The organism is Pseudoalteromonas sp. CST2, from assembly GCF_028599385.1.
Taxonomy (GTDB): Bacteria; Pseudomonadota; Gammaproteobacteria; order Enterobacterales; family Alteromonadaceae; genus Pseudoalteromonas; species Pseudoalteromonas atlantica.
The window spans coordinates 13,547-38,104 of record NZ_JAQREO010000021.1 but is presented as its reverse complement, the minus strand read 5'-3'; the positions used below and the strand labels follow the sequence as shown (position 1 = coordinate 38,104).

General features: G+C 40.5%; 23 protein-coding genes. 11 read left to right on the top strand and 12 right to left on the bottom strand.

Annotated features, from left to right (window positions below; all coding sequences use genetic code 11):
- The first annotated feature begins 24 nt into the window (after window positions 1–24).
- From PSH41_RS19180 to arcA, 3 genes are all read left to right on the top strand, one after another.
- On the top strand, window positions 25–1,050 hold the full coding sequence (locus PSH41_RS19180) for a methyltransferase (RefSeq protein ID WP_273589983.1): 1,026 nt from the start codon (window positions 25–27) through the stop codon (window positions 1,048–1,050).
- Window positions 1,051–1,204: 154 nt separating this feature from the next.
- Complete coding sequence (locus tag PSH41_RS19175; protein ID WP_273589982.1) at window positions 1,205–2,809, top strand: HAMP domain-containing sensor histidine kinase; 1,605 nt, start codon at window positions 1,205–1,207, stop codon at window positions 2,807–2,809.
- Between the two features lie 490 nt (window positions 2,810–3,299).
- Window positions 3,300–4,016 (top strand): two-component system response regulator ArcA, encoded by a 717-nt coding sequence (arcA, locus tag PSH41_RS19170; RefSeq protein WP_004587530.1) that lies wholly within the window; start codon window positions 3,300–3,302, stop codon window positions 4,014–4,016.
- Window positions 4,017–4,030: 14 nt separating this feature from the next.
- Here the strand turns inward: arcA and arcB are convergent, their stop codons facing one another.
- Entirely contained in the window at window positions 4,031–6,349 is a 2,319-nt protein-coding gene (gene arcB / locus PSH41_RS19165) for an aerobic respiration two-component sensor histidine kinase ArcB (RefSeq protein WP_273589981.1), read from the bottom strand.
- Window positions 6,350–6,575: 226 nt separating this feature from the next.
- Between arcB and folE2 the strand changes: the two genes are divergently transcribed.
- From folE2 to PSH41_RS19145, 4 genes are all read left to right on the top strand, one after another.
- Window positions 6,576–7,496: a GTP cyclohydrolase FolE2 gene (folE2, locus tag PSH41_RS19160; RefSeq protein WP_273589980.1), complete on the top strand. Its 921-nt coding sequence runs from the start codon at window positions 6,576–6,578 to the stop codon at window positions 7,494–7,496.
- A 113-nt stretch (window positions 7,497–7,609) separates the two neighbouring features.
- The gene (locus PSH41_RS19155; protein WP_024031608.1) at window positions 7,610–8,206 is read left to right on the top strand and encodes a DUF2726 domain-containing protein; all 597 of its coding nucleotides are present in this window, start codon (window positions 7,610–7,612) and stop codon (window positions 8,204–8,206) included.
- Between the two features lie 119 nt (window positions 8,207–8,325).
- Window positions 8,326–9,033, top strand: a complete 708-nt coding sequence (gene mtnN / locus PSH41_RS19150) for a 5'-methylthioadenosine/S-adenosylhomocysteine nucleosidase (RefSeq protein WP_004587526.1) — start codon at window positions 8,326–8,328, stop codon at window positions 9,031–9,033.
- Window positions 9,034–9,978, top strand: a complete 945-nt coding sequence (locus PSH41_RS19145) for a cobalamin biosynthesis protein CobD/CbiB (RefSeq protein ID WP_273589979.1) — start codon at window positions 9,034–9,036, stop codon at window positions 9,976–9,978.
- Between the two features lie 70 nt (window positions 9,979–10,048).
- Here PSH41_RS19145 and tyrS read toward each other — a convergent pair whose 3' ends face one another.
- A complete protein-coding gene (gene tyrS / locus PSH41_RS19140; RefSeq protein WP_029772449.1) occupies window positions 10,049–11,248 on the bottom strand; it encodes a tyrosine--tRNA ligase in 1,200 nt (399 codons plus the stop codon).
- Between the two features lie 379 nt (window positions 11,249–11,627).
- On the opposite strand from tyrS, the gene PSH41_RS19135 reads away from it, so the two are divergent.
- Window positions 11,628–12,941 (top strand): peptidoglycan DD-metalloendopeptidase family protein, encoded by a 1,314-nt coding sequence (locus PSH41_RS19135; RefSeq protein ID WP_004587523.1) that lies wholly within the window; start codon window positions 11,628–11,630, stop codon window positions 12,939–12,941.
- An 84-nt stretch (window positions 12,942–13,025) separates the two neighbouring features.
- Here the strand turns inward: PSH41_RS19135 and PSH41_RS19130 are convergent, their stop codons facing one another.
- The 5 genes from PSH41_RS19130 to PSH41_RS19110 form a co-directional block, all read right to left on the bottom strand.
- On the bottom strand, window positions 13,026–13,202 hold the full coding sequence (locus PSH41_RS19130) for a hypothetical protein (RefSeq protein ID WP_004587522.1): 177 nt from the start codon (window positions 13,200–13,202) through the stop codon (window positions 13,026–13,028).
- Between the two features lie 13 nt (window positions 13,203–13,215).
- A complete protein-coding gene (locus tag PSH41_RS19125; RefSeq protein WP_004587521.1) occupies window positions 13,216–14,187 on the bottom strand; it encodes an aldo/keto reductase in 972 nt (323 codons plus the stop codon).
- Window positions 14,188–14,325: 138 nt separating this feature from the next.
- Window positions 14,326–15,456, bottom strand: a complete 1,131-nt coding sequence (locus PSH41_RS19120; protein WP_273589978.1) for a sodium ion-translocating decarboxylase subunit beta — start codon at window positions 15,454–15,456, stop codon at window positions 14,326–14,328.
- Between the two features lie 11 nt (window positions 15,457–15,467).
- Window positions 15,468–17,246, bottom strand: a complete 1,779-nt coding sequence (oadA, locus tag PSH41_RS19115) for a sodium-extruding oxaloacetate decarboxylase subunit alpha (RefSeq protein ID WP_273589977.1) — start codon at window positions 17,244–17,246, stop codon at window positions 15,468–15,470.
- A 9-nt stretch (window positions 17,247–17,255) separates the two neighbouring features.
- Window positions 17,256–17,501, bottom strand: coding sequence for an OadG family protein (locus PSH41_RS19110; protein WP_024031602.1), 246 nt, complete (start codon window positions 17,499–17,501; stop codon window positions 17,256–17,258).
- 528 nt (window positions 17,502–18,029) lie between these two features.
- On the opposite strand from PSH41_RS19110, the gene PSH41_RS19105 reads away from it, so the two are divergent.
- The 3 genes from PSH41_RS19105 (at window position 18,030) to PSH41_RS19095 (ending at window position 19,071) form a co-directional block, all read left to right on the top strand.
- Window positions 18,030–18,203 carry a DUF1328 domain-containing protein gene (locus tag PSH41_RS19105; RefSeq protein WP_002961939.1) on the top strand — a complete coding sequence of 58 codons (174 nt, stop codon included), beginning with the start codon at window positions 18,030–18,032 and terminating at the stop codon, window positions 18,201–18,203.
- 52 nt (window positions 18,204–18,255) lie between these two features.
- Entirely contained in the window at window positions 18,256–18,447 is a 192-nt protein-coding gene (locus PSH41_RS19100; RefSeq protein WP_004587517.1) for a hypothetical protein, read from the top strand.
- A 156-nt stretch (window positions 18,448–18,603) separates the two neighbouring features.
- The gene (locus PSH41_RS19095) at window positions 18,604–19,071 is read left to right on the top strand and encodes a YcxB family protein (protein WP_004587516.1); all 468 of its coding nucleotides are present in this window, start codon (window positions 18,604–18,606) and stop codon (window positions 19,069–19,071) included.
- 50 nt (window positions 19,072–19,121) lie between these two features.
- Here the strand turns inward: PSH41_RS19095 and csrA are convergent, their stop codons facing one another.
- The 5 genes from csrA to PSH41_RS19070 all read right to left on the bottom strand — a co-directional run bounded on the left by csrA (window position 19,122) and on the right by PSH41_RS19070 (window position 24,487).
- Window positions 19,122–19,313 (bottom strand): carbon storage regulator CsrA, encoded by a 192-nt coding sequence (gene csrA, locus PSH41_RS19090; protein WP_004587515.1) that lies wholly within the window; start codon window positions 19,311–19,313, stop codon window positions 19,122–19,124.
- 89 nt (window positions 19,314–19,402) lie between these two features.
- The gene (locus PSH41_RS19085) at window positions 19,403–20,620 is read right to left on the bottom strand and encodes an aspartate kinase (protein WP_054983851.1); all 1,218 of its coding nucleotides are present in this window, start codon (window positions 20,618–20,620) and stop codon (window positions 19,403–19,405) included.
- Window positions 20,621–20,626: 6 nt separating this feature from the next.
- Complete coding sequence (alaS, locus tag PSH41_RS19080) at window positions 20,627–23,227, bottom strand: alanine--tRNA ligase (RefSeq protein ID WP_273589976.1); 2,601 nt, start codon at window positions 23,225–23,227, stop codon at window positions 20,627–20,629.
- 19 nt (window positions 23,228–23,246) lie between these two features.
- Window positions 23,247–23,699 (bottom strand): regulatory protein RecX, encoded by a 453-nt coding sequence (locus PSH41_RS19075; RefSeq protein ID WP_004587512.1) that lies wholly within the window; start codon window positions 23,697–23,699, stop codon window positions 23,247–23,249.
- A complete protein-coding gene (locus PSH41_RS19070) occupies window positions 23,699–24,487 on the bottom strand; it encodes a BPSS1780 family membrane protein (RefSeq protein ID WP_273589975.1) in 789 nt (262 codons plus the stop codon). Before PSH41_RS19070 ends, PSH41_RS19075 begins: the two co-directional genes overlap by 1 nt.
- Window positions 24,488–24,558 lie beyond the last annotated feature (71 nt).

The window sequence follows — 24,558 nt, the reverse complement described above, 5'->3', positions numbered from 1 at the left end:
ATAATTTGTAAGGCAAAGCCATTTATGAGCGTATTAACCAACCCAAGTTTACTGTTACTTCGTAATAGCGAAGAACTAGTGGGAAAATCTATCTTGGTGGTCAACTTTGTTCAAGATGGCTTTTTAGCAGAGCTAAAGCAGCTAAATCCTCAAAGTGCCATCACCGCATTTAGTTATAACCATGCTAATGGGGAATTTGCTAAAAAAATAAATGGCATAAACGTGTGTGTTAACCATGAAATGGCCGCCAACGATTATGATTTAGTCATTCTTTACTACCCAAAATCAAAGCCTGAAGTATTAATGGCACTTGATAATATTCGCGCCGTTATTAACGAAAAAGCACAGCTACTTGTGGTAGGCGAAAATAAAAGTGGCGTTAAATCGATAGAAAAACAGCTCGCGGGCAAAGCGCAGTACAGTAATAAAATTGACTCTGCTAAACATTGTATTTTGTTTTCATTTGAGCAACTAGAGAACAATCCAACCTTTGAGATTAGCCGCTACCATAAAACGTTTAGAGTAAATGTAGCAGGAGTAGAGTTTGATGCTATCAGTGTTCCGGGTGTATTTAACCACGGCGCTTTAGACGCTGGCACAAAAATGTTGCTAGAAAATGCCCCTACCACTAAACAAGGTAATGTACTGGATTTTGGCTGTGGCGCGGGCTTAATAGCCACTTTTTTAGGTATTAAAAACCCAGCACTGACTTTTACTTGCAGCGATGTGAGCGCACTTGCAACTTATGCTACTGAGCAAACATTAAAGCTTAATAATATTAAAGGCGGCACTATTTTAAGTGATGGCTTAAAAAGTATTAGCGGCAAGTTTGATTTAATAGTTAGTAACCCGCCTTTTCATACTGGCATAGCGACCGACTACGCAATTGCAGAAGCATTTTTATCAAATGCTAAGCAGCACTTAACCAAGGTAGGAAAGCTAAGCATAGTGGCTAATAGCTTTTTAAAATACCCGCCAATTTTAGAGGCGCAGTTTGGTAGCTTCCACACTGTGTACAAAAATAACAAATTTGCCGTTTACAGTAGCTAACTAATTATACTTAATTAGGCTAAGTGTAATTAATACTTAGCCTAACTTTCGAATAAATATCAGAATTAATTTCACTATTTCCCTTCACTTTCTATGGTTTTTGCTAAACTAAAGTTCTAAATATAAATATTCATGCTTAGGCGATGCAGCAATAATGCCAAAAAAAGTACATCAAAAAAGTATTCGAAAAGCGCTGATCAACACCATCATGCTTATCACTGCTATTTGTTTAACTTTATCGGTTTCAATTTCCACTTATATGAGTGTAAAAGAACAAAAGGAACTGATCATAAACAAGCTCGTGATCCTTTCCGATATTGTTGCTTTTGATGCCGCAGATTCATTGGTAAAAGACGACAGAAAAACAGAAGAAAAACGCCTAAAGTCGTTTGATAAAATCCCCCTTGTTAAAAACATTCATATTTACGCAATAGAGAAAACATCGAGTAAACCTGTATTTTTTATTAGCTTTAATGCTAAAAAAACCCCACCTGTTCCGCTGCGCGTTGACAGCATTAAAGAGCTTAACGAGCCAAGAGTGACCAACAATTACATTGAGCTAATAACACCTGTGCTCAATAACGAGCAGGTGGTGGGTTACGTTTACATGCGTGGTAGTTTAGAAAGCCTAGATGAATTTATAAAACAAAAAATTATTATAGATATTTTCCTTACCCTGTTTATTTTGTTTTTTGTGTACTTTATAGCAATAAAAACACAAAAAAGTATCGCTAACCCTATTGAACACTTAAGTGTATTGCTACAAGACGTATCAAAAAATCATAATTATGACGTACGCGCACCAAGCACCAGCGTAAAAGAGGTTACAGCCCTATCAAACAGCTTAAATATCATGCTTACTCGCACCCGTAAGCAAATAGAACGTCATGAAAAAGACAAACTAGAGATCAAACAACTCAACCAAAGCTTAGAAGAAAAGGTAAGCCAAAGAACAATAGCCCTGCGTGAAGCAAACCAAGAGCTGCTTTCTACCCTTGAGCGAATGCATCAATACCAAGAACAAATAGTAGAAAACGAAAAAATGGCATCTTTAGGGCAAATGGTAGCCGGCGTAGCCCATGAGGTTAACACCCCAATTGGCCTAGGTATTACTGGCTCAACCTTGCTGCGCGATAAACTTGCCGATATTCAGCTTAGTTTTGATAATAAGTCTCTTACTTCTAACCAATTAAAACGCTTTATTGACGAAGGTATCGAAAACCTTGACTTAATTTATAGAAACCTAAATCGTGCGGCCGACCTTATCTCTAACTTTAAAAAGGTAGCTGTAATTCAAGATGACGGGATTAAAACCCATGTAAACATCCATAGGTTAATATCTGATGTGTTAATGTCGATTCAATCAGAGTTAATAAAGTCAAAGCCTAACGTAGTGATTAATTGTCCGAGTGATTTAACCATTGAGAGTAAATCTGAGCCATTACAACAAATATTCCAACAGCTTATTTTAAACTCTGCCATTCATGGTTTTAGCAATAGCGAAAATAACGAAATTAAGTTTGATATAGAAATAACAGGCCCACAAATAAAAATAACCTACACAGATAACGGCCAAGGCGTTGATAAAAATGTCAAAAACAGGATATTTGACCCATTTGTAACCTCTAAGCGGGGCCAAGGGGCAAGTGGTTTAGGCATGCACTTAGTGTACAACTTAGTAACCCAAGCACTAGGTGGGCATATACTGTATGACCTAGATGCAAAACCCGGCGTACGCTTTGTTATTACAATTCCATAAAAAGTGTTTAAAAAAAGAGTATTTATTTACGCTTTTTACTTGAATTACCATTTAATGACCTTATAGAGAGAGCATGTGATATTTCATGTTTAATTATTTAACTTGATCTAATAATTAAGCGATACAATTTCTGAACTTTATTGCTTTTGCAGTATCACATACATTGATGAAAGGTTATAAAATGATATAATTCCGTTTTGAATTTGCGCGATTATTTTTAGTACCTTTAAGCGATTGGTGGATGTATCAATTATTAAAGGAAATGGCTTCGTTTTCATAATTCAAAAAGCTGCATCCGTTATATATCATTAAACAGTAGTTTTTGCACAATGCCTTTTGGTTAGTTTGGAACACCCCTACTGTTTTATTTTTATCCAACTTGTTTTTTCTTGTTAACATTTGGGTATAATCCTATAATCTCTAGTAATCGAATTATTTAGTTAAGATTCGATTTTTTGTAAATAAAATATTCCAAAAAGGTTAATTAATAATGCAAACGCCAGTCATTCTAATCGTAGAGGATGAAGACGTAACTCGACTAAACCTCGTGAGTTTATTTGAAGCTGAAGGTTACAAAGTTATTGAAGCCATTGATGGCGATGATATGCATGACAAGCTTACAAATAATGATGACGTCAATCTTGTAGTTATGGACATCAACCTACCGGGTAAAAACGGGCTAATATTAGCACGTGAATTACGCCAAAAACGTAAAGTCGGTTTAATCTTTTTAACCGGCCGTGATAACGATGTAGACCGTATTTTAGGTTTAGAAATTGGTGCTGATGATTACATCACTAAACCTTTTAACCCTCGTGAATTGACTATACGCGCTCGCAACTTAATTACCCGTACAGCGCTAGGCGGCGAAGAGTCAGTGCTAGAAACCAACGGTGTAATTACATTTAATGGTTGGGAACTTGACGAAAACAGCCGTTGTTTAACGTCACCAAATGGTGATGCTAAGCGTTTACCTAAAGGTGAATACAGAGCGCTGCGTTTAATGCTTGATTCTCCAGGGCGTATTTTTAGCCGTGAGCAACTTATTAAGCATATGACTGGCCGTGAACTTCGCGCTAATGACCGTACAGTAGATGTAACTATTCGTCGTATTCGTAAGCACTTCGAAAGTGATAATTCTACTTCTGAGCTAATCAGCACCATCCATGGTGAAGGTTACCGCTTTATTGGTAAAATCGACGCTTAATTAGAGTAAACCGCTTACTCTAATAATTGTAAAAACGAATGAAGGGCAATTTGTCCTTCATTTATTTTATCTGCCAATATATCTAACCATTCTTTTAGTACTTCATCTGATTCATCAAGCGCACCGTGTTCCATCTTTTTAGCATGTAACTGTACGTCGTTTAATCCTACAGAGCCCGCAGCACCTTTAAGCTTATGCGCCACCGATTTGTACTCTTCCCTGTCGTTTTCATTTAACGCGCTTTGCAGCTCTTGCTGATATTGCGGGTTTAGTTTTTCAAACAAACCACTGCTGCGCTTAAATACTTCAAGCCCCATAGAGTTTACAAAGTCTTCAATGGTTTCAACATCAAGCACACCTGCATTAATGCCCTCAAGCGCTTCTTTACTTACCGTTAGCAGTGGTTTGTCTGATTCACTTTGTTGAATATCAAACAAATCAGCCAGCATTTTATCAAGCTTTATTGTATTAATCGGTTTAGCAAGCGCCCCTTGCACCGAAATACCTTCTAAGTCTTCTTCGGCGCTACGTACATTCGCTGTAAGCGCAACGATAGGTAATTTATCAAAATGGCTATCGGCACGTATTTGTCTTGCCACCTCATCACCATTTATATCGGGCAGTTGCATATCAAGTAGTACTAAATCTAGCTCGTCTTCGGTTTCTACAAACGAGAGTGCATCTTCACCTGTTTCGGCCCAAATTACTTCATGGCCGCGCTGCTCTAACAGGTTTGTCGCAATTTCAGCATTTAATGGCACATCCTCTACAAGTAAAATATATAAACCTCTACCGGCATAGCTTTGTTCGGTAGGCGCTACACATAAGCTAAGCGGTATGTGTACTGTAAAGCAGCTGCCTTCACCTTCTGCACTGGTTACCGAAATAGTGCCTTTCATTGCACTGACCAACGCTTTGGTTACGGCTAAACCAATGCCTGAGCCAATCGCGTTTTTACCGCTTAAATCTGGGGCTTTGTAGTACATATCAAATATGCGCGAGAGTTGATCCTCTGGGATCCCCTGCCCTGTGTCTGATATTTTAAGTTCAAGCCACGGTCCATCGTTACGCTCTTCTCGGCTACATGTGAGTTTTACCTCGCCATGCTGGGTAAACTTAACGGCATTATTAATTAAGTTCCATACCACTTGGCGTAAACGCGTTGGGTCTAGGAGTGCATAAACATCTAATGTGCCATTTCGCTCAATTGAAAATTCAAGCTCTTTTTGTTCAGCAATTAAACCGGCAAAGTTCACTACATCGTTAATAAAGTCTGAAACGTTAATAGAGTCGGTTGCTATATCTAACTGCTCTCGGTCTATTTTATCTAAATCTATAATATCGTTAAAAATATTACCTAAGGTTTCAGCGCTCGAAAACACCGTATTACACCAACTGCGTTGCTGCTTATTAAGCTCTGTATCAAGTAGCATTCGGGTTAAACCTACAATGCCATTTAATGGCGTGCGCAGTTCATGGCTAAGCGTTGCTATAAACTTACCTTTATCCTTATAGGCTGTTTCAAGCGCTTGTGCTGCTTCTTTACGGCTGGTTATATCACGGCCAAATGCAAGCAAACCTATGTAGTCACCTTGATCATTTATAAACGGTAATTTACGCAGCTCAAACCAACGGTTTTCGCCATTAACCATATATTCAACATCGATTGTCAGCGCTTGATGCGTTTGCTCTACTTGTTTATCGGTTCTGAGTACTTCTGCTAAAAAGTAGCTTGGGAAAATCTGCTCCACTGTTTTACCAATTAGTTCAGCACTGGTTTTGCCCATAACCTCTTCAAACATCTTATTACAGCCGGCAAACACGCCGTTGTTATCTCGGTAATAAAATAAATCGGGGGAAGAGTCGACAATAGAGCGAAGGAGCATGCCTTGCTGAGCAAGTTCTTGTTGTGTTTTTTTACGCTCTGCTATTTCGCGGCGAAGCTCTTCAATGGCGCGATGCTTGGCATGAAAAGCCATTTTTCGCTCATCTATTTCAATGTTGAGGCGGTTGATATTATCTTTTAATGTTTGGTTTAACAGCTTTTCTTGTTTTGTGGCGCTGTCTAAATAAGCGTATGAGGCATCTAATTGTCTAATCGAGTTGAGTAAAATACTGATCATAAAAGGAGATACAACCGCGGTAAAAAATACCACTGCTAAAATATCAACTAAATTAACCTCTCCCAGTGCCACATAATAAAACATACTCGACAATATAAGCGACACGCCTAATAAAAGCGCGTAGCACATTGCCGCGGTTTTTAACTCGCCAAAGCGAGTTATTAAACTAGAAAGTACTCGAGCCCAAGGGCTCAAAGAAGAATCGGTCATAGGTCAGTGTATCTCGTTACTAGGCATAAATAAAAAGTGCCTATTAATAGTCAAACGCATTTTGCAGCAGATTTTAGCATTTTTCTATTAGCTATATTCATGTTGTGCGACAAAAACAGAAAATTTTCATGTTTACTTTTGCCTACTTGTTAAACTCATCATTTCAGCAATAAATTATTTAGTGTAAAATGCTGCGCTTTATTATGACCAATAACGAGTAGCGCACATGCAAACCAACATGCCCGATATAGCTGATACGGCTCCCGCCTTACAAACAGGTAAGTTAGACTGGGTTGGTATGGGCGAAATAGAACTGCCATTTATTTTTGAATCGAAAGATTTAGCACCCGTTACCGTTAACGCAAAAGCGCGTGCCTATGTTAATTTGCATAAAGAAGACGCTAAAGGCATTCATATGTCGCGTTTATTTTTAGCGCTTGATTTACTCTCAACAGAGCAACAAGTTAACCCACAAACTTTAGCTCAAGCACTCGATACCTTCATCACCAGCCACGAAGGATTAAGTGACAAAGCCCAAATAGAGTTTAAATTTGAATTACCGCTGCGTCGTAAATCGTTATTAAGCGGTAAAGCAGGTTGGAAAAGCTACCCAATTACCCTAACCAGCACTATTGAAAATAGCGTAATTAGCTACGAGCTAAGCGTTGATGTTACTTATTCATCAACCTGTCCATGCTCTGCAGCACTTGCTCGCCAACTTATTCAAAATGCTTTTAGCGAAAAGTTTAACCAAGAAACACTTAATCAAAAAGACGTTTTAGCATGGCTAGGTACAACGCAGGGTATTGTGGCAACGCCTCACTCACAGCGTTCAATTGCAAACGTTAAAGTAAAGCTAGACAACACAATTAGTGAATTTGACGTTGTAAATTTAATTGATACATTAGAAGCTGAGCTAAAAACCCCCGTACAAGCGGCAGTAAAACGTGAAGATGAGCAAGAATTTGCCCGCCTTAACGGTCAGAATTTAATGTTTTGTGAAGACGCTGCACGTAAAATTAAAGCGGTTCTTGAAAACGATAACTTTAGTGATTACTGGCTGCAAATTAATCATTACGAATCACTCCATGCGCATGATGCAGTCGCTATTGCCGTTAAAGGAATTGAGGGCGGTTACAAAGCCTAACAGCCCTGCTGCATTAATAATAAATACATACGGTAATTAGCCATAACAACCAATTTTAGGCACGTAAATTGCTTTACTTGAGCAGTGTCAATTTGTTGTTATGGAGTTACCGTATGGAATTCGCTTTATTATCAATTTTAGTATTAGTGGTTGGGGCCTCTGTGGTTGCGTCAAAATTTAGTGATGATGGCGGCAATCCCTATCCTTTTACCCGCAAACAAACCGTGTTTACACAGGTTGAGGGTGCATTTTTAAATCTTTTAGAGCGTGCGGTAGGTGATCAATACAAAATTGTGAGCCGCGTCAAACTCATCGATGTAATCGACTGCAAGCAAGGCCTTTCTGCTAAATCAAAACGTGCAGCTTTAGCTAAAGCTAAAAATAAGCAACTCGATTTTGTGCTGGTAGATAAAGAAAAAATGACGATAGTGGCTGCGGTCGATTTAGTTAACAACGCCAATAAAGATGGCCACAAAGCGCAGCGTGACTGGTTTGTAAACGGCGCTTTAGAATCTGCTGGCATTCCACATATTCGTATGAAAGTAAAATCAGGCTACCGCCCTTCTGAGGTGCGCGATGCAATTATGTTTAAATTAGGCAAACCTGCAGCGGTGCAATCGGCTCGTCCAACACGTAATCGTGTAAGTAAACCTGCGGTATTGTCACCTTCTCAGGCTAAAGCGCAAACCACTGCGTTAGCCGAAATTTAAAATAGAATTAAATACTCTCCTAAAAGTATTTAAAGCGAGCCGTAAAACAGCTCGCTTTTTTGTTTTTTATTGCTAACTTCACGTATAATCTACGTATTCAAACTCAGGAATCAAACACTATGAATGTTGGTATTATTGGCGCAATGGAGCCAGAAGTTAAAATTTTACGTGAAGCAATGCAAAACCCACAAGTGCTAACAAAAGCAGGGTTTACCTTTTACACAGGCGAATTAGCAGGTAATACAGTAACACTTGTGCAATCGGGTATTGGTAAAGTGGCATCAACGATTGCAACCACGTTATTAATTGATAACTTTAATCCTGATTGTGTTATTAACACAGGTTCTGCCGGTGGCTTTGATCCCTCTTTAAGTGTTGGCGATGTTGTTATCTCTTCAGAAGTACGCCATCACGATGTAGATGTAACCGCTTTTGGCTACGAAATTGGCCAAGTTCCACAAATGCCAGCAGGCTTTGCCGCACACCCAAAACTAGTTGAAGCTGCCGAGCAAACCATTGCGCAAATTAGCGAAGTAAAAACCTTAGTAGGCTTAATTTGTACGGGTGATTCATTTATGTGTGACCCAGTGCGAATTGATAAAGCACGCAGCGACTTTCCTACAATGCTTGCAGTAGAAATGGAAGGCGCATCTATTGCACAAACGTGTTTTGCGCTTAATACGCCATTTGTGGTTATTCGCTCTATGTCTGACATTGCCGGTAAAGAGTCGCCGCAATCGTTTGAAGAATACTTAGAGACTGCATCAATCAACTCATCAAAAATGGTTGTTGCACTATTGGAAAAACTAACAAAAGTTACGCTGTAAATGCTAAGCAATATTGTTCAAAACCATTTGGACTTTATTGCCTTTTTTGTGGCGCTCATTGCTGAGCGCTTTTTCCCGTTAAAAAGCTGGTATCACCCCAATACAGTATTAACCGCTATATTTAGTGCTATAGGAAAACGGGTTTATAAACCAAGTGAGCCTAAAAGTTACCTTTATTTAGCCTCCACTCTTGCCTGTGCGCTAGTTTTAAGCGTTATTCTTATTATTATTGTGTTACTGCTTGAATTTGCCTTTTATCCTGAGCTGCTAGCGGGCCTCATTTTATATTTGTGCCTAGAAAGCAAAGCGATTGAAAAAAAAGCCCTGCGTGTTGCAAAGTTAGTAAAACAAAACCAAAAATCTACCGCGCGTGAACTCGTAAAGCCACTGCTTGCCCGAGAGGTCAATAAGCTCTCAGCGCCAGGTATTATTAAAGCCTTAATTGAAAGCTTAATTTTACGAACTGCCCGTAATTACTTTACCGTTATATTTATATTTTTATTACTTGGGCCAATTGCCGCTTTAGCGTATCGGCTACTGACTTTAATGCAGCATGCTTGGCGCACCGATATTTCACCTAATAGCCACTTTTTAAAACCGCTTAAAATCCTTTTGTTTATAATCGAATTTATCCCCGTACGCTTACTTGCATTAACCATTGCCGCAAGCAAAGCCAGTAAACAAAGTATGCATTACATAAAGCACTATGGCAGACACTTTTATCAAACAAATACAGGGTGGATTTTAAGTGTGTGCTCCGCCTCTATTGGCGTACAGCTAGGCGGCCCTGCGGTTTATTTTGGTAAGCGTTTTAATAAAATGCGAATTGGGACCGAGCGACTCCCAAAACCCGAAGACGTCCCTGTGCTCATAAATAGATTAAATCAAGCGCATGCCTTTTGGCTGTTAGTTATTATCAGTATTGAGATATTAAAGCTGATTTAGTGTTTTTTTAGCAGCCAAAATACGCGCACAAAAAAACCAGCCTAAGCTGGTTTTTTAGTTTTAACTGCGCTTACGCAACAGTAATGTTGGCAAACTTACGTTTACCTACTTGGTAAATAGCGGTCGTGCCTTTTGCTACTTCAAGTTTTGTATCAGTGATTTTATCTTCACCGTTAAGTTTTACTGCACCTTGCTTAATCATGCGCATTGCTTCAGAAGTACTGGCTACTAAATTAGCTTCTTTAAGTAAGTTAGCAATTAAAATAGCTTCTTCTGCAATCGTAATTGTAAGCTCAGGGATTTCATCAGGTAGCGCTTTTTTCTGAAAACGTTTGATAAAATCATCGTGTGCGGCTTGCGCAGCTTCTTCACTGTGAAAACGTGCAATTAACTCTTTCGCCAGCTCAATCTTAATATCACGCGGGTTAGTGCCCTGCTCTACGCGTTGTTTTTGCGCTGCAATTTCTTCGATTGATAAGCTACTTAGTAAGTCGTAGTAGCGCCACATAAGTACGTCGCTAATCGACATTACTTTACCAAACATATCGTTTGGCGCATCAGTAATACCAATGTAATTACCAAGCGACTTAGACATTTTTTGAACGCCGTCAGTACCTTCAAGTAATGGCATCATTAATACTGTTTGAGGCTTTTGGCCTTCTACTTTTTGAAGCTCGCGGCCCATTAAAAGGTTAAAGCGCTGATCAGTACCACCAAGCTCTACGTCTGACTCAAGTGCAACCGAATCCCAGCCTTGTACGAGTGGGTATAAAAATTCGTGAATTGCAATGGGTTGTCCGTTGCCGTAACGCTTTTTAAAGTCGTCACGCTCTAGCATACGCGCTACAGTTTGATTAGCTGCAAGTTTGATCATACCTGCTGCGCCCAGGTTTTCCATCCACGAAGAATTAAACGCAACGGTGGTTTTAGCTGGGTCTAAAATCTTAAAAACTTGCTCTTTATAAGTCTCAGCATTGGCAAGTACATCTTCACGGGTCAGTGGTTTACGTGTTACATTTTTGCCTGTTGGATCGCCAATCATGCCGGTAAAGTCACCAATTAAGAAAATAACCTCATGACCTAAATCTTGAAAGGTTTTCATTTTATTAATTAGTACAGTGTGACCTAAATGTAAGTCTGGCGCGGTAGGATCGAAACCGGCTTTAATTTTTAACTTTTTGCCCGACTTTAGTTTTTCAACTAATTCGTCTTCAATTAATATCTCTTCTGCACCGCGTTTTATCTCTGCTAGAGCGGTTTGTAAATCCACTGTGTATTACTCCAAAATTCTGCCAACGAAGGGGCAACTAGATGACTTGCTACATAAGGGTTTAAAACAGATTTAAACCAAAAGCACTTATGTTGCTAACATAACAAATTTCTACCTAATTAAAACAATTTTTTATGCGAATAATGCAACTAAACTCAATAAGCTTAGTCTCACTGTGTTAGGCAATTAGAAATGGTGTTTAAACGCCGATTTTAGCGCACTTTAGAATCAGTTTAAATCGATAAACTTAAACAACTATAAATTGTCATTTTACTAACATTTGCGGGGCTTTTAGCTTTATTTACTAGTATTCGTACTTTATTACGTATATCCTGCATTAATATATATTTTATTTTCACGACAGCAGAAAAGGCACGTTATGGTTCACGTGGTTAACACGCTTCCCAAAAAACACAAATTGCTTATTCTAGGTTTGGTTTCTGCTATTGTTGGCTTAGCCTTTCTTCCTTCAGAAAAAGCGACTGCATCCAAAGACAATAGTGCAAATGCACTAGAAATTGGTAAGCGTTACGAGTTACAAGTTAAAGTTGAAGACAACGAAAAATTAACTGAATTAAATTCGCCAGAAGCAGCAGAAAAGCTGCCAGAATACGACTTAGTCGATCATCAAGTTAAAAACGGCGATAATTTAGCAATTATCTTCAAGCGTGCTGGCTTTTCAGCGCAAACGCTTCACAAGCTAATTAACACCAATGCTGAAACACGCAAACTAACTAAAATTCACCCAGGTGAAATACTTAGTTTTGCAACAGCAGAAAACGGTGATTTAGCTCAGCTTCGTTATGTTATTTCAAAAACAGATACTTTGTTTGTTACCTTAAATGACGAAGGTAATTACGACACATCAATAGATAGCAAAGAAATAGAAACACTGAGCAAAACAGCCGGTGGCGAAATTTCTAGCAGCTTTTGGACCTCAGCAATTGCTGCAGGCTTAAGCGAGCGCCAAATAATGAACTTTGCTGATATATTTGGTTGGGATGTGGATTTTGCCAACGATATTCGTAAGGGCGATCAGTTTGGGCTAATTTACGAGTCGCATTATGTTGATGGCGAGTTTATTGGCACTGGTAAAATTATTGCGGCAGAATTTATAAACCAAGGCCAGCGTTATGCGGCTATTCGCCATACCGACGGCAGCTTTTATACGCCTGAAGGGCGAAGCATGAAAAAAGCATTTTTACGTGCGCCGGTAAACTTTAAGTATATTAGCTCGAGCTTTAACCCACGCCGCTTACACCCAGTAACAGGGCAAGTAAGAGCGCACCGTGGTATTGATTACGCAGCACGTACAGGCACACCGGTTGTAGCCTCGGGTAACGGTAAAGTAATTAAAGCAGGTTACAGTAAGTATAATGGTAACTACGTATTTATAAGCCATGGTACACAGTACGTAACTAAGTACTTACACCTTAACAAAAAGCTTGTTAAAACAGGCCAAAAGGTTAAACAAGGTGACAAAATTGGTACAGTGGGTTCTACCGGCCGTGTAACAGGCGCGCACCTACACTACGAATTTTTAGTAAATGGTGTTCACCGTAATCCTAAAACCGTTAAGTTACCTAAGTCTGAGCCATTACCACGCTCTGAACTTGCTAAGTTTAAACCTATTGCCGAAAACTTTATTGCACAGCTTGAACGCAATCGCGAACTACAGCTAGCACTTAAGTAACGTATAAGTTATAGATACTAAAAAAGCCTTTGCAGGGTTAACCTGCAAAGGCTTTTTTGTGTTTTTTATTAATTTATTAGTTTATTAGTTCATTAATACATAAATTAGCTGTACGACTAAAGAAACCATAACCAGCGGCCAAATATATTTGCTGTATTTAGTTGCGCCATCCAACCCCATTTTACCTTGGTACTTTTCAAGCAAAGGTATCAGCACCGCTAAGGCGACAAACAAGCAAATTAAAATAACAAATATATTCATTCCTAAACCTTAATTATGGTAATTCATGGCCTTTGGCGCTTACATACAATGCATACCAATGTTCGCGACTTAACGTAACATTTAGCGCACCGCATGACGCTGCAATACGCTCAACGTTCGTTGTGCCAATAATTGGCTGTATTAATGCAGGGTGGCGTAATAACCAAGCTAAAACAATCGCCTCAGGTGTTGTATCGTAAAGTGCAGCAAGCTTATTTACGAGTATGCTGGTATTTATGTCGGCTTGCGATGCATTTGTTAAATCGCCCCCTGTGTATAGCCCTTGGCATAAACTTCCCCAGCTTTGTATTTGAATATCAAAGTGGCGGCAATACTCTACACTGCCCGGTGTAAAGTTAAGATCTTTTCCATCTGCATTACCTGCATAAACGCCTTCATCAACAAATTGGTGTTTTTGTAAACTTGCTTCAATTTGGTTAGCAACAATTGGCATATCTAGGGCATGTTGTAAAAAGTTCATTTGGTGCTGCTGCATGTTTGATACGGCAAAATTACGTACTTTGCCGCTTTCTTGAAGGCAGCTAAATACTTGAGCAATTTCTTCTACTTCCATTAGCGGATCAGGGCGATGAAGCATAAGCACATCAAGATAATCGGTGTTTAAACGTTTAAGTGAACCTTCAACTGACTCTTCAATCCACTTGGCCGAAAAGTCGTAACGCTTAGGGCCTTTATCATCTTCAAAGCGTATACCGCATTTAGATTGAATATACATGTGCTCGCGCAGCTCTGGTCGCTCAGCTAGTGCTTGGCCAAATACCTGCTCGGCTTTGCCAAAGGTATAAATATCGGCGTGATCAAAAAAGTTAATGCCGCCAGCTATGGCTGCATCAATACACTCGTGAGTTTGCTTTAAGTGAGCCTTAGTAATGGCGTCTTTATTCCAACCGCCGCCTAGGCCCATACAGCCAAAAACGAGTCTACTAACATGAGGTAAATATTTTGCCAAAGGGGTGTGAAGCATGATGACTATCCTTATTAGTGTGCATAGCTCTCACTGTAAACAAAAACACGTCTGCAAACAAACTTTAATACGTGCAGTTTTATAGGCATAAAAAAAGCGCAGTAAACTGCGCTAATCGGTTGGATTAAATCCTAAATACTAGCCAACAAGCGCCAGTAATATACCCGCGGCTACGGCACTTCCTAGGACCCCAGCTACGTTTGGCCCCATAGCATGCATAAGTAAAAAGTTATGTGGGTTATTCTCAAGCCCAACTTTATTAACTACACGCGCCGCCATCGGTACTGCCGATACACCCGCAGCACCAATTAAAGGGTTAATAGGTGTTTTAGAAAGCTTGTTAAGGCCTTTTGCCATAAACACACCCGATGCTGTACCAATAGCAAATGCCAGCGCACCGAGCACCAAAATACCAATGGTTTCTACAGTTAAAAACTGATCAGCCGCTAGTTTAGAGCCCACTGCCAAACCTAAAAATATCGTGGTTATATTAATAATTTCGTTTTGGGCACTGTTACTAAGCCTATCCACAACACCAGACTCACGCATTAAATTACCTAAACAGAACATGCCTACCAGGGGGATAGCCGCTGGTAAAAACATAGCGGTTAAGCTCAGTACCATTAAAGGAAATACTATTTTTTCTTTTTTAGATACTTTGCGCAGCTCTGGCATTTTAATAGCACGCTCATCATGTGTAGTTAATGCGCGCATAATTGGCGGCTGAATAATTGGCACTAACGCCATGTAAGAATAAGCAGCCACCGCAATGGCACCTAGTAAATCAGGGGCAAGCTTAGATGCTAAAAATATGGCTGTAGGGCCATCGGCACCACCAATAATGGCAATGGCTGAGGCATCTTGTAAGCTAAATTCAAAGCCAGGTACATAGTTTAATAAAATTGCCCCAAACAAGGTGGCAAAAATACCAAACTGCGCGGCTGCACCCAGTAATAACATACGCGGGTTGGCAATAAGCGCACTAAAATCGGTTAGCGCCCCTACTCCCATAAAAATTAATAAAGGGAAGATCCCCGTATCAATACCTACGTAGTACACGTAATAAAGCAAACCACCTGGGTCAGAAAGCCCAGCAACCGGAATATTAGTCAGTATTGCGCCAAAGCCAATCGGCAGCAGTAATAGGGGTTCAAAGTTTTTAGCAATGGCTAAAAACAACAACAAACACCCTACCGCAATCATTATTAAGCCAGGAAACGTAAAGTTAGCAATGCCGGTAGCATGCCAAAGGTTTAAAAGACCTTCCATTAAAGCTACTCCTACGCCATCGCTATAATTGCATCGCCCGTTGTCACAGCATCACCTTCAGACACTAAGACCTCAGCCACAGTACCTGAGTGCATTGCACGAACCTCGGTTTCCATTTTCATCGCTTCCATAATAACAACCACATCGCCTTCGTTTACGGCTTGGCCTGCTTTTACTTTTACTTTAAAAATATTACCTGCCAGTGGCGCATTCAGTGTTTCACCTGATGCAACCGATGCTGATTGTGGTAAGTGCTCTGAATCTTTTAGCGTTACCTCTTTAAGCTCGCCACCTTGCGCAACCACTACATCGTAAACTTTACCGTCAACTTTAACGCTGTATTGCTCAGCGCTAACACCTTTGTTATTTGCAGGTTTTGCTGCAGGCTTAGCGTTTGCATCATCAGCACTTGGCACTGCTTCAAAGGCATCTGGGTTGTTGCGATTTTTAATAAATTTAAGGCCAACCTGTGGGAATAATGCATAGGTAAGCACATCATCTATTTGCTCATCAGCAAGTGTTAAACCTTGTTCTTGCGCTTCTTTTTGCAGCTCTGCTTCAAGCGATGCAAGCTCTGGGGCTATATTATCTGCAGGGCGACACGTAATAACCTCGCTGCCATCAAGCACTCGCTCTTGCAGCTCTTTGTTCATAGGTGCAGGTGTTAAACCATACTCGCCTTTTAAAACACCGGCGGTTTCTTTGGTAATTGTTTTATAACGCTCACCCGTAAGCACATTTAGTACTGCTTGTGTGCCTACAATTTGCGATGTTGGAGTAACTAGCGGAATAAAACCTAAATCTTCACGCACGCGTGGGATCTCAAGTAATACTTCATTTAGCTTATCTGCTGCGCCTTGCTCTTTCAGTTGGTTTTCCATGTTGGTTAACATGCCACCAGGTACTTGCGCGAGTAAAATACGGCCATCAACACCTTTAAGACTCCCCTCAAAGGCAGCGTACTTTTTACGTACATCTCTAAAGTAAGCCGCTATTTCTTCTAGCTGGTTTAAATCTAATTCGGTATCGCGGGGCGTTCCTTCAACAATCGCTACAATGGTTTCTGTAGCTGAATGACCGTAAGTCATACTCATTGAAGAAATAGCGGTATCAAGCATATCAATGCCTGCATCAATGGCTTTTTGATATGTAGCAGTACTTAAACCTGTGGTTGCATGGCACTGCATAGCAATAGGGATAGAAACGGTTTCTTTTAGCCCTTTAATAAGTTGCTCTGCATCGTATGGTTTTAATAAGCCTGCCATATCTTTAATACAAATAGAGTGACAACCTAAATCCTCTAGCTGTTTTGCAAGGGTTAACCACATATCAAGGGTATGCACTGGGCTTACAGTATAAGAAATAGTGCCTTGCGCGTGTGCTCCTACTTTTACAGCCGCTTTAATTGCCGTTTCTAAGTTACGTACATCGTTCATAGCGTCAAAAATACGAAATACATCTACACCATTTTTGTGGGCACGCTCTACAAACTTTTCTACCACGTCATCGGCATAGTGGCGGTAACCCAATAAATTTTGCCCGCGCAATAGCATTTGCTGTTTAGTATTCGGCATTGCTTTTTTCAGAGCACGAATACGCTCCCACGGATCTTCACCTAAATAACGAATACACGAATCAAACGTAGCGCCGCCCCACGACTCAATAGACCAAAAACCGGCATCATCAAGTTTGCTAGCAATAGGTAGCATGTCATCTAAGCGCATACGGGTTGCAAGTAAAGACTGATGAGCATCGCGTAAAACAAGTTCTGTTAATTTTAATTTAGCCATGTGTGCCTCTTATTTATTATTTGATTTGTACTGAGCAATGGCAGCACTAATAGCAGCGATGTGCTCGTTTGGCACACCTTGAGATTTTAAAGATGGTGATTTAACCGGTATTGCAACTTCAGCCTCGTCAAAACGAGCAACCAAGTTAGACATGAGTGACACAGCACCAATCAATATTGAAAGAAATACAAACACGCCCACCATGCCCGTAAGCATCAAGCTACCTGCGGTTGTGAGTACAGCTCCTATATCCATTTTTCTCCCCCTGCACTATATAGCGATATAAAAAACCGCTTTATTTAAATAATTATTCACCGAATGATAACAAAACTTTTAACTTTGTCCACCACCTGTCAATTGGTAAAACCAATTAAAATTAAACTAACATACAGCCACAATAGTTAACATAGCTAATACAGGGTTAAATTGGCTTAGATATAGATGATAAAAATAACCGTTATAGGCAAAGGTTATATGGTTAAACCCAAAAAAACTTAAAAACTATAAGAAATAGTAAGTTAAACGGCAGGTAAAAAATCAGTTTGGGCTAAAATGTAAATTGGTCTTACCAAGACTAGTAAAGCAGCGCACAAAAAATATTTATTTTTTTACTCTCTTTACAATAGTGTGAATAAGTTACATCGTTAAACGTAAAACTTACCAATCCTAAATTTATAATCTTCGCCAAAAAAACCATAACATATTGAAAATTAATAGAATTAAACTCTGGCACGCAACTGGCATTATTACTTTCGAACGAATTTGATAACCAAGGAGAAAACAATGTTACGCTGGACAATTACATTTTTAGTTATTGCTTTAATCGCTGCAGTGTTAGGTTTTGGTGGTATCGCAGGTGCCGCAGCTGGTATAGCAAAAATTATATTCTTTATCTTTTTAGTACTTTTAGTGATTTCTTTAGTTTCAGGTGCGCTGCGCGGTAAATCGCCCAGGTAGCTACTAACATACTTAAAACACTAAACAATCAACATATACAAGGAATTACATTATGAACTCAACAACTTTAAAAGCAGCACTAATCGCCGTATTTGCAGGTTTCTTTATGATGGGTTGTGAAGACAACCACGCAGAAGAAGCAGGTGAGCGTATTGATGAAGCAGTAACTGACGTGCAAAACTCTGTTGAAGATGCATGCGAAAATGTAAAAGAAGGCGTTAACGCAGAAGAAACTAACTGTTAATCTGTTTGGTAACGTAAAAAACGGCTTTTAATAAGCCGTTTTTTTGTGCGCTAATAAAAAGGGGCTTCTAACTCTTATAATGCATAGCCTACATTAACGGGTGTGATTTTTACGCTAGCTTGTTAAAATAGCGAAAACTATTACTTATTAGCAATTATGGCACTGACCACCACTTACACACTCGATAAACCCTACTACTACGAATGCTTTGACGAGTCCCACTCTTATAGTAAAGCAGCCAAGCCAAAGTATTTTTTGCTGGCATTACTGGTGTGCTTAGGTTTAATTAGTATTTACGCTATGGACGATCATTACCTAGGTACATTTTTAATAATGCTGGGTGTATTAGAATGCGTTGCCTTTTATTACCGCAGGCCTTGGTGGGTTACGCGCCAAATGTTTAGTCGTGCTTCGGGTTCAACGGTTACTCTTTCGTTTACCGATGACGCTATTAGCACCGAAAACCACTATAAAAGCCATACATTTAAGTGGGCAGAAATAACCCATATTATTAAAACCAACCACGGCTACTTAGTGCACCATAATAAAGGTATGCAATATATTTCTAGCAGTGTATTAACCGATGAAATGCGCGATTTTATAAACAAAAAAGCCACTCAGTGAGTGGCTTTTGGTATAGCTAAGTGCATTACTCAGCTAAGTATAACTGTTGATTAAGCATTGCCCGGATTAGGGTTAGACTTTTCAGCTTGTATACGCATGTAAATCTCTTCACGATGCACTGAAACGTCTTTAGGTGCGTTAACACCAATTCGAACTTGATTTCCTTTAACACCTAATACAGTAACAGTTACTTCGTCACCAATCATTAGGGTTTCACCTACTCTACGAGTTAGTATTAGCATTCTCTTGCTCCCATGTTCCAATAAATTATAAGATTCCGCTTGACCATTTTAATGAAAAATTGATTGAAAAGTAAGTAAAAACTCCCAAACTATCCATTTTCTGTTAAAAATTCTGAGTGTAACGCTCTTACTGCTAGTTCTAAATACTTCTCGTCAATTAAAACCGATACCTTGATTTCAGACGTCGATACTAAAACTATGTGTATGCCTTCTTGCGCCAATGCATCAAAAAATTGATGCGCTACACCACTGTGAGACTTCATTCCTATGCCAACAGCCGACACTTTTGCAACTGTTGTATCACTAGAAATGCTATCAGCCTGCAGATTTACCTGTTGTTGAGTTAGTAAATCGTGTGCTTGCAAATAGTCATTTGAATGCACAGTAAAAGCATAGTCTATTTTTTCAAAGTTATGATTAACTTGACTAATCATATCTATTTCGATGCCATTTTCTGCAAAAAGTTTCAAAATTTTTGTAAGAGAATGAACACAGTATGGTACGCCATGTACCTTTATCAAGCATTCGTCACGATTAAACGCAATCCCCGACACAACCTTAGTTGGCATATCGCTCTCCTCAAAACTTATTAGCGTTCCTTCATCGGGCTCAAAACTCGAAAGCACCCTTAGCGGCATTTTATGATTACCAGCCGACTCAACAGCACGAATATGCAATACTTTTGCGCCTAAGCTTGCCAGCTCTAGCATTTCGGCAAACGTTACATGGCGCATTCGCTGTGCGTTTGGTTCTACACGAGGATCAGTAGTGTATACGCCATCAACGTCGGTATAGATCTGACATTCATCGGCTTTTATTGCCGCGGCTATTTCTACCGCAGAGGTATCGGTGCCGCCGCGCCCAAGGGTTGTAATATTACCCTCTACATCGCGCCCCTGAAAACCGGCAATAATCGCAATCCGATTATGCTCAAGCTCATGCTTTAAACGCGTCGCAGCAACCTCTTCAATACGGGCTTTACCAAACATGTTATCGGTTTGAATATTAACCTGATCGGCTAGTAGGCTTACAGCCGAATGGCCACGTTTTATAATAGCCATAGCAAGGAGCGAAACAGAAACCTGTTCTCCAGTGCTAATAAGTACGTCTAATTCTCGGCTACTCGGGCGAGTATCTATTTGCTTGGCGAGGTTAATTAAGCGGTTGGTTTCTCCCGACATGGCTGAAAGAACCACAACCACTTGATGACCTTGCTGCTTAGTTTTAACAACAAGGTCGGCGACCGCTTCTATTCGCTCAATAGAGCCAACCGAAGTGCCGCCAAACTTTTGGACAATAAGTGCCACGTAAGCTTAAACTTTCTCACTTACCCAGGCTGTCACGCTTTCAAGCGCGGCGTTTAGGTTTTCAGGCTGTGAACCACCCGCTTGTGCCATATCAGGACGACCGCCCCCTTTGCCGCCTACTTGGCCTGCCATGTGGTTTACAAGCTCACCGGCTTTAACTTTACCGGTTAAATCTTTCGTTACACCGGCAATTAGGCTCACTTTTTCGCCGCTGGCAACACCCAGTGCAATAACACCTGAGCCAATCTTGTTTTTAAGATCGTCAACCATACCTCGAAGCGCTTTAGATTCAGTACCTTCAACGTTTGCCACTAATAGCTTAACGCCATTAATTTCAACAATCGAATCAAGTAAAGACGCACCCGCTGCACTGGCTAGCTTATCGTTAAGCTGTGCAATTTGCTTTTCAAGGCCTTTAGACTTTTCAAGAAGCGCAGTTACTTTTTCAAGTACCGATGCGCTATCACCTTTTACCAGCGCTGCTACATCGTTTAGCTGTTTTTCTTGCTCGCTTACATACGCCACTGCATCTGCGCCTGTTACTGCTTCAATACGGCGTACGCCTGCAGCAATACCGCTTTCAGATACAATTTTAAATAAGCCAATATCACCCGCGCGCTCTACGTGCGTACCGCCACACAGTTCAATTGAGTAATCGCCAATGGTTACTACGCGTACTTCATCGTCGTACTTTTCGCCAAACAGCGCCATTGCCCCTTTTGCTTTAGCGTCATCAATCGCCATAAGCTCAGTGTTAAGGGCAAAGTTACGACGAATTTCATCGTTAACTACACGCTCAATTTCACGTAGCTCGTCTTTAGTAACCGCTTCAAAGTGTGAGAAGTCAAAACGTAAACGCTCAGGCTCAACCAGCGAGCCTTTTTGGCTTACGTGTTCACCTAATAATTGGCGCAGTGCTTCGTGTAAAATATGCGTAGCTGTGTGATTTTTCTTAATGCGTTCACGGCGTGTATCATCAATAGTGGCATCTACTTTATCGTTAACCGCAATGCGCCCTTGTACGCTACCGTGGTGCGCAAACGCATTACCCAGCTTAGTAGTGTTAGTCACTGTAAACTCGCCACCTGCAACAGTAATGGTACCGGTATCGCCTGTTTGGCCACCAGATTCAGCATAAAATGGCGTATGGTTAAGTACAACAATGCCTTGTTGGCCGTCTTCTAAAATAGAAACCGACTCACCATTTGCAAACACTTCTACTACTGTAGCGCTATGATGTGTGCTGTCGTAGCCTTTAAACTCAGTGTGTTTTTCTGACTTTAATTGCTCGTTGTAATCGGCACCAAATTTACCAGCTTGCTGCGCTGTTTTACGCTGTACAGCCATGCACTCTTCAAAGCCTGCATGGTCTATTGTCATTTGGCGCTCACGGGCTACATCGGCCGTTAAATCAGCGGGGAAACCATAGGTGTCGTATAATTTAAATACTAAATCACCAGGAATAACATCGCCTTTAAGCTCGCTTAGGCTTTCTTCTAAAATAGCTAAGCCACGCTCAAGGGTTTTACCAAATTGTTCTTCTTCAATGCGCAGTACTTTTTCGATAATTTCTTGCTGCTTTGCAAGCTCTGGATAGGCTTGGCCCATTTGTTCAATAAGCGCTGCAACCAGTTTATAGAAAAACGCACCTTGTGCACCAAGCTTGTTACCATGGCGTACTGCACGACGAATAATACGACGCAATACATAACCACGGCCTTCGTTTGACGGCATAACACCATCAGAAATTAAAAACGCACACGAACGAATATGATCCGCAACAACGCGTAACGATTTATCGTTTAAATCCTGTGCGTTAGTTACGCTTGCCGCAGCTGCAATTAAGCCTTGGAACAAGTCGATTTCGTAGTTTGAATGCACGCCTTGTAAAATAGCAGCAATACGCTCAAGGCCCATACCTGTATCAACAGATTGTTTAGGCAGCGGCTCCATAGTACCGTCGCTTTGACGGTTGTACTGCATAAATACAAGGTTCCAAATTTCGATAAAGCGGTCGCCATCTTCTTCAGGTGAGCCCGGAGGACCACCCCAAATGTGCTCACCGTGATCGTAAAATATTTCAGAACACGGGCCACACGGGCCAGTATCGCCCATTGACCAAAAGTTATCTGAGGTAGCAATACGAATAATACGATCTTCGCTTAGGCCAATATCATTGTGCCAAAAGCCAAATGCATCTTCATCGTCGTGGTAAATAGTAACAAGTAGTTTTTCTTGTGGTAATTTAACAACCTCAGTTAAAAACTCCCACGCAAACTTAATAGCGTCTTGTTTAAAGTAATCACCAAAACTAAAGTTACCTAGCATTTCAAAAAATGTATGGTGACGCGCTGTGTAACCTACGTTTTCTAAATCGTTATGTTTACCACCAGCACGCACACAACGCTGTGCACTTGTAGCACGCGTGTAAGGGCGAGTTTCGGCGCCTAAAAACACATCCTTAAAAGGAACCATGCCGGCATTGTTAAATAACAACGTGGCATCGTTACCCGGAATAAGTGAAGCCGATTGGACAATTTGGTGCTGTTTGCTGGCAAAAAAGTCTAAAAACTGTTGCCTAAGTTGTGCCGTAGTCATGTGCTGCATGTGAAAATCTCACCTGTATTTACTGTGCTTGCATTGCAAAATCAATTTGTTCGTAGCTAAATCCTCGGTACATTAAGTAGCGCACGCGCTTAGCTTTATCTTTGTACTCGAGGTTGGCCGGTGTAGTTGAATACTTTTTGTTGTACGCTTCCTGCGCAAGCTCAAACCAGTCTATTTCAAGCTCTTCAACCACTCTTTCAAGTAGTGAACGGTCAATCCCTTTGCCTATGGCTTCGCTTTGAATGCGCTTTAAGCCATGGCCTTTAAAAATGTGTTTTCTGACAAACCCTTCGCAATAACGTTGCTCGTTAATAAAATTGTGCTCTTCGCACCAATTAAGCAGGGTTTCTATAAACTCGTCGCTGGCTTCTTTTTGCTGAAGCTTAAAGGTTAACTCACGGCGCGAATACTCTTGGCGCCCAAGTAACCACAGTACATAGTTTTTAAGTTTTTGTTTTAACTTATCATCCATTAAGCGTCAAAGCGCCCGCTTTGTTCACTGCTAAGTGGTTTAACATTACTATCGTCACTTGGCGGTACAACTGGCATAAAAATAGCCTGATAAGATACAAAGAAACTAATGTAGCAAATTGGCATTAAAATCAACAGCGGTAAGAACGATAAGAACATAGAAAGCGCCATAAATAAAACACAAATAATGCCAAAAACACTCAATGCGAACAGGTTATGATAAAAAACCAATAGCGAATTTTTAAGCGCCGTTAAAATGCGTTTTTCTTTACTAAAATAAATAAGCGGTACCGCGTAAGCAAACGCCATTAAATACACCGCCATTGCCACTAAAAATAGCACCACACTGGCGCCCGAAATACTATTTAAGGTTTGCTCAAGCGCAATGTTAGGATCAAGCCCCTCTTGGCTCATAATAGCCACGGCATCGGCAAATAGGCCATTAGCCAATAAGGCCATTAAAATACTCGCCCCCATTTGGTAAAGCGCTAAACGTAGTAGCCCTAAACGGTTACCTTTTGCGCTAAAGGGTTTGAGTATGTCGGCGAGCATAATTTTACCTCCCTGCTGCTTGCTAAGCACCGCCTGATAAAAACCGGCGGTTAAAAAAGGCGTAGCAAGTGCCGCAACAACTTGTAGCAAAGGTAAAAATAACGACAGTATGCCCACTATGCCTATTAATAAGTGCATAACTACAAAGGTAAATGGCTGGGTTTTAAAAATATGCCAACCGGCTTTAAACCACTTTAGCCCGGCATCGGCTTTAAAAATTCGTAATTCGTTAGACATACTGGCTCTTAAATTAAACAAAACACGCCAAGTATAACTTGGCGTGAGGGGGGATTAACAGACACTACATG

Excerpts from the sequence above, each read along its gene's own strand:
- PSH41_RS19180 (WP_273589983.1), top strand. The coding sequence starts at position 25 with ATGAGCGTATTAACCAACCCAAGTTTACTGTTACTTCGTAATAGCGAA.
- PSH41_RS19175 (WP_273589982.1), top strand. The coding sequence starts at position 1,205 with ATGCCAAAAAAAGTACATCAAAAAAGTATTCGAAAAGCGCTGATCAAC.
- arcA (WP_004587530.1), top strand. The coding sequence starts at position 3,300 with ATGCAAACGCCAGTCATTCTAATCGTAGAGGATGAAGACGTAACTCGA.
- arcB (WP_273589981.1), bottom strand. The coding sequence starts at position 6,349 with ATGACCGATTCTTCTTTGAGCCCTTGGGCTCGAGTACTTTCTAGTTTA.
- folE2 (WP_273589980.1), top strand. The coding sequence starts at position 6,576 with ATGCAAACCAACATGCCCGATATAGCTGATACGGCTCCCGCCTTACAA.
- PSH41_RS19155 (WP_024031608.1), top strand. The coding sequence starts at position 7,610 with ATGGAATTCGCTTTATTATCAATTTTAGTATTAGTGGTTGGGGCCTCT.
- mtnN (WP_004587526.1), top strand. The coding sequence starts at position 8,326 with ATGAATGTTGGTATTATTGGCGCAATGGAGCCAGAAGTTAAAATTTTA.
- PSH41_RS19145 (WP_273589979.1), top strand. The coding sequence starts at position 9,034 with ATGCTAAGCAATATTGTTCAAAACCATTTGGACTTTATTGCCTTTTTT.
- PSH41_RS19135 (WP_004587523.1), top strand. The coding sequence starts at position 11,628 with ATGGTTCACGTGGTTAACACGCTTCCCAAAAAACACAAATTGCTTATT.
- PSH41_RS19130 (WP_004587522.1), bottom strand. The coding sequence starts at position 13,202 with ATGAATATATTTGTTATTTTAATTTGCTTGTTTGTCGCCTTAGCGGTG.
- PSH41_RS19125 (WP_004587521.1), bottom strand. The coding sequence starts at position 14,187 with ATGCTTCACACCCCTTTGGCAAAATATTTACCTCATGTTAGTAGACTC.
- PSH41_RS19120 (WP_273589978.1), bottom strand. The coding sequence starts at position 15,456 with ATGGAAGGTCTTTTAAACCTTTGGCATGCTACCGGCATTGCTAACTTT.
- oadA (WP_273589977.1), bottom strand. The coding sequence starts at position 17,246 with ATGGCTAAATTAAAATTAACAGAACTTGTTTTACGCGATGCTCATCAG.
- PSH41_RS19110 (WP_024031602.1), bottom strand. The coding sequence starts at position 17,501 with ATGGATATAGGAGCTGTACTCACAACCGCAGGTAGCTTGATGCTTACG.
- PSH41_RS19105 (WP_002961939.1), top strand. The coding sequence starts at position 18,030 with ATGTTACGCTGGACAATTACATTTTTAGTTATTGCTTTAATCGCTGCA.
- PSH41_RS19100 (WP_004587517.1), top strand. The coding sequence starts at position 18,256 with ATGAACTCAACAACTTTAAAAGCAGCACTAATCGCCGTATTTGCAGGT.
- PSH41_RS19095 (WP_004587516.1), top strand. The coding sequence starts at position 18,604 with ATGGCACTGACCACCACTTACACACTCGATAAACCCTACTACTACGAA.
- csrA (WP_004587515.1), bottom strand. The coding sequence starts at position 19,313 with ATGCTAATACTAACTCGTAGAGTAGGTGAAACCCTAATGATTGGTGAC.
- alaS (WP_273589976.1), bottom strand. The coding sequence starts at position 23,227 with ATGCAGCACATGACTACGGCACAACTTAGGCAACAGTTTTTAGACTTT.
- PSH41_RS19075 (WP_004587512.1), bottom strand. The coding sequence starts at position 23,699 with ATGGATGATAAGTTAAAACAAAAACTTAAAAACTATGTACTGTGGTTA.
- PSH41_RS19070 (WP_273589975.1), bottom strand. The coding sequence starts at position 24,487 with ATGTCTAACGAATTACGAATTTTTAAAGCCGATGCCGGGCTAAAGTGG.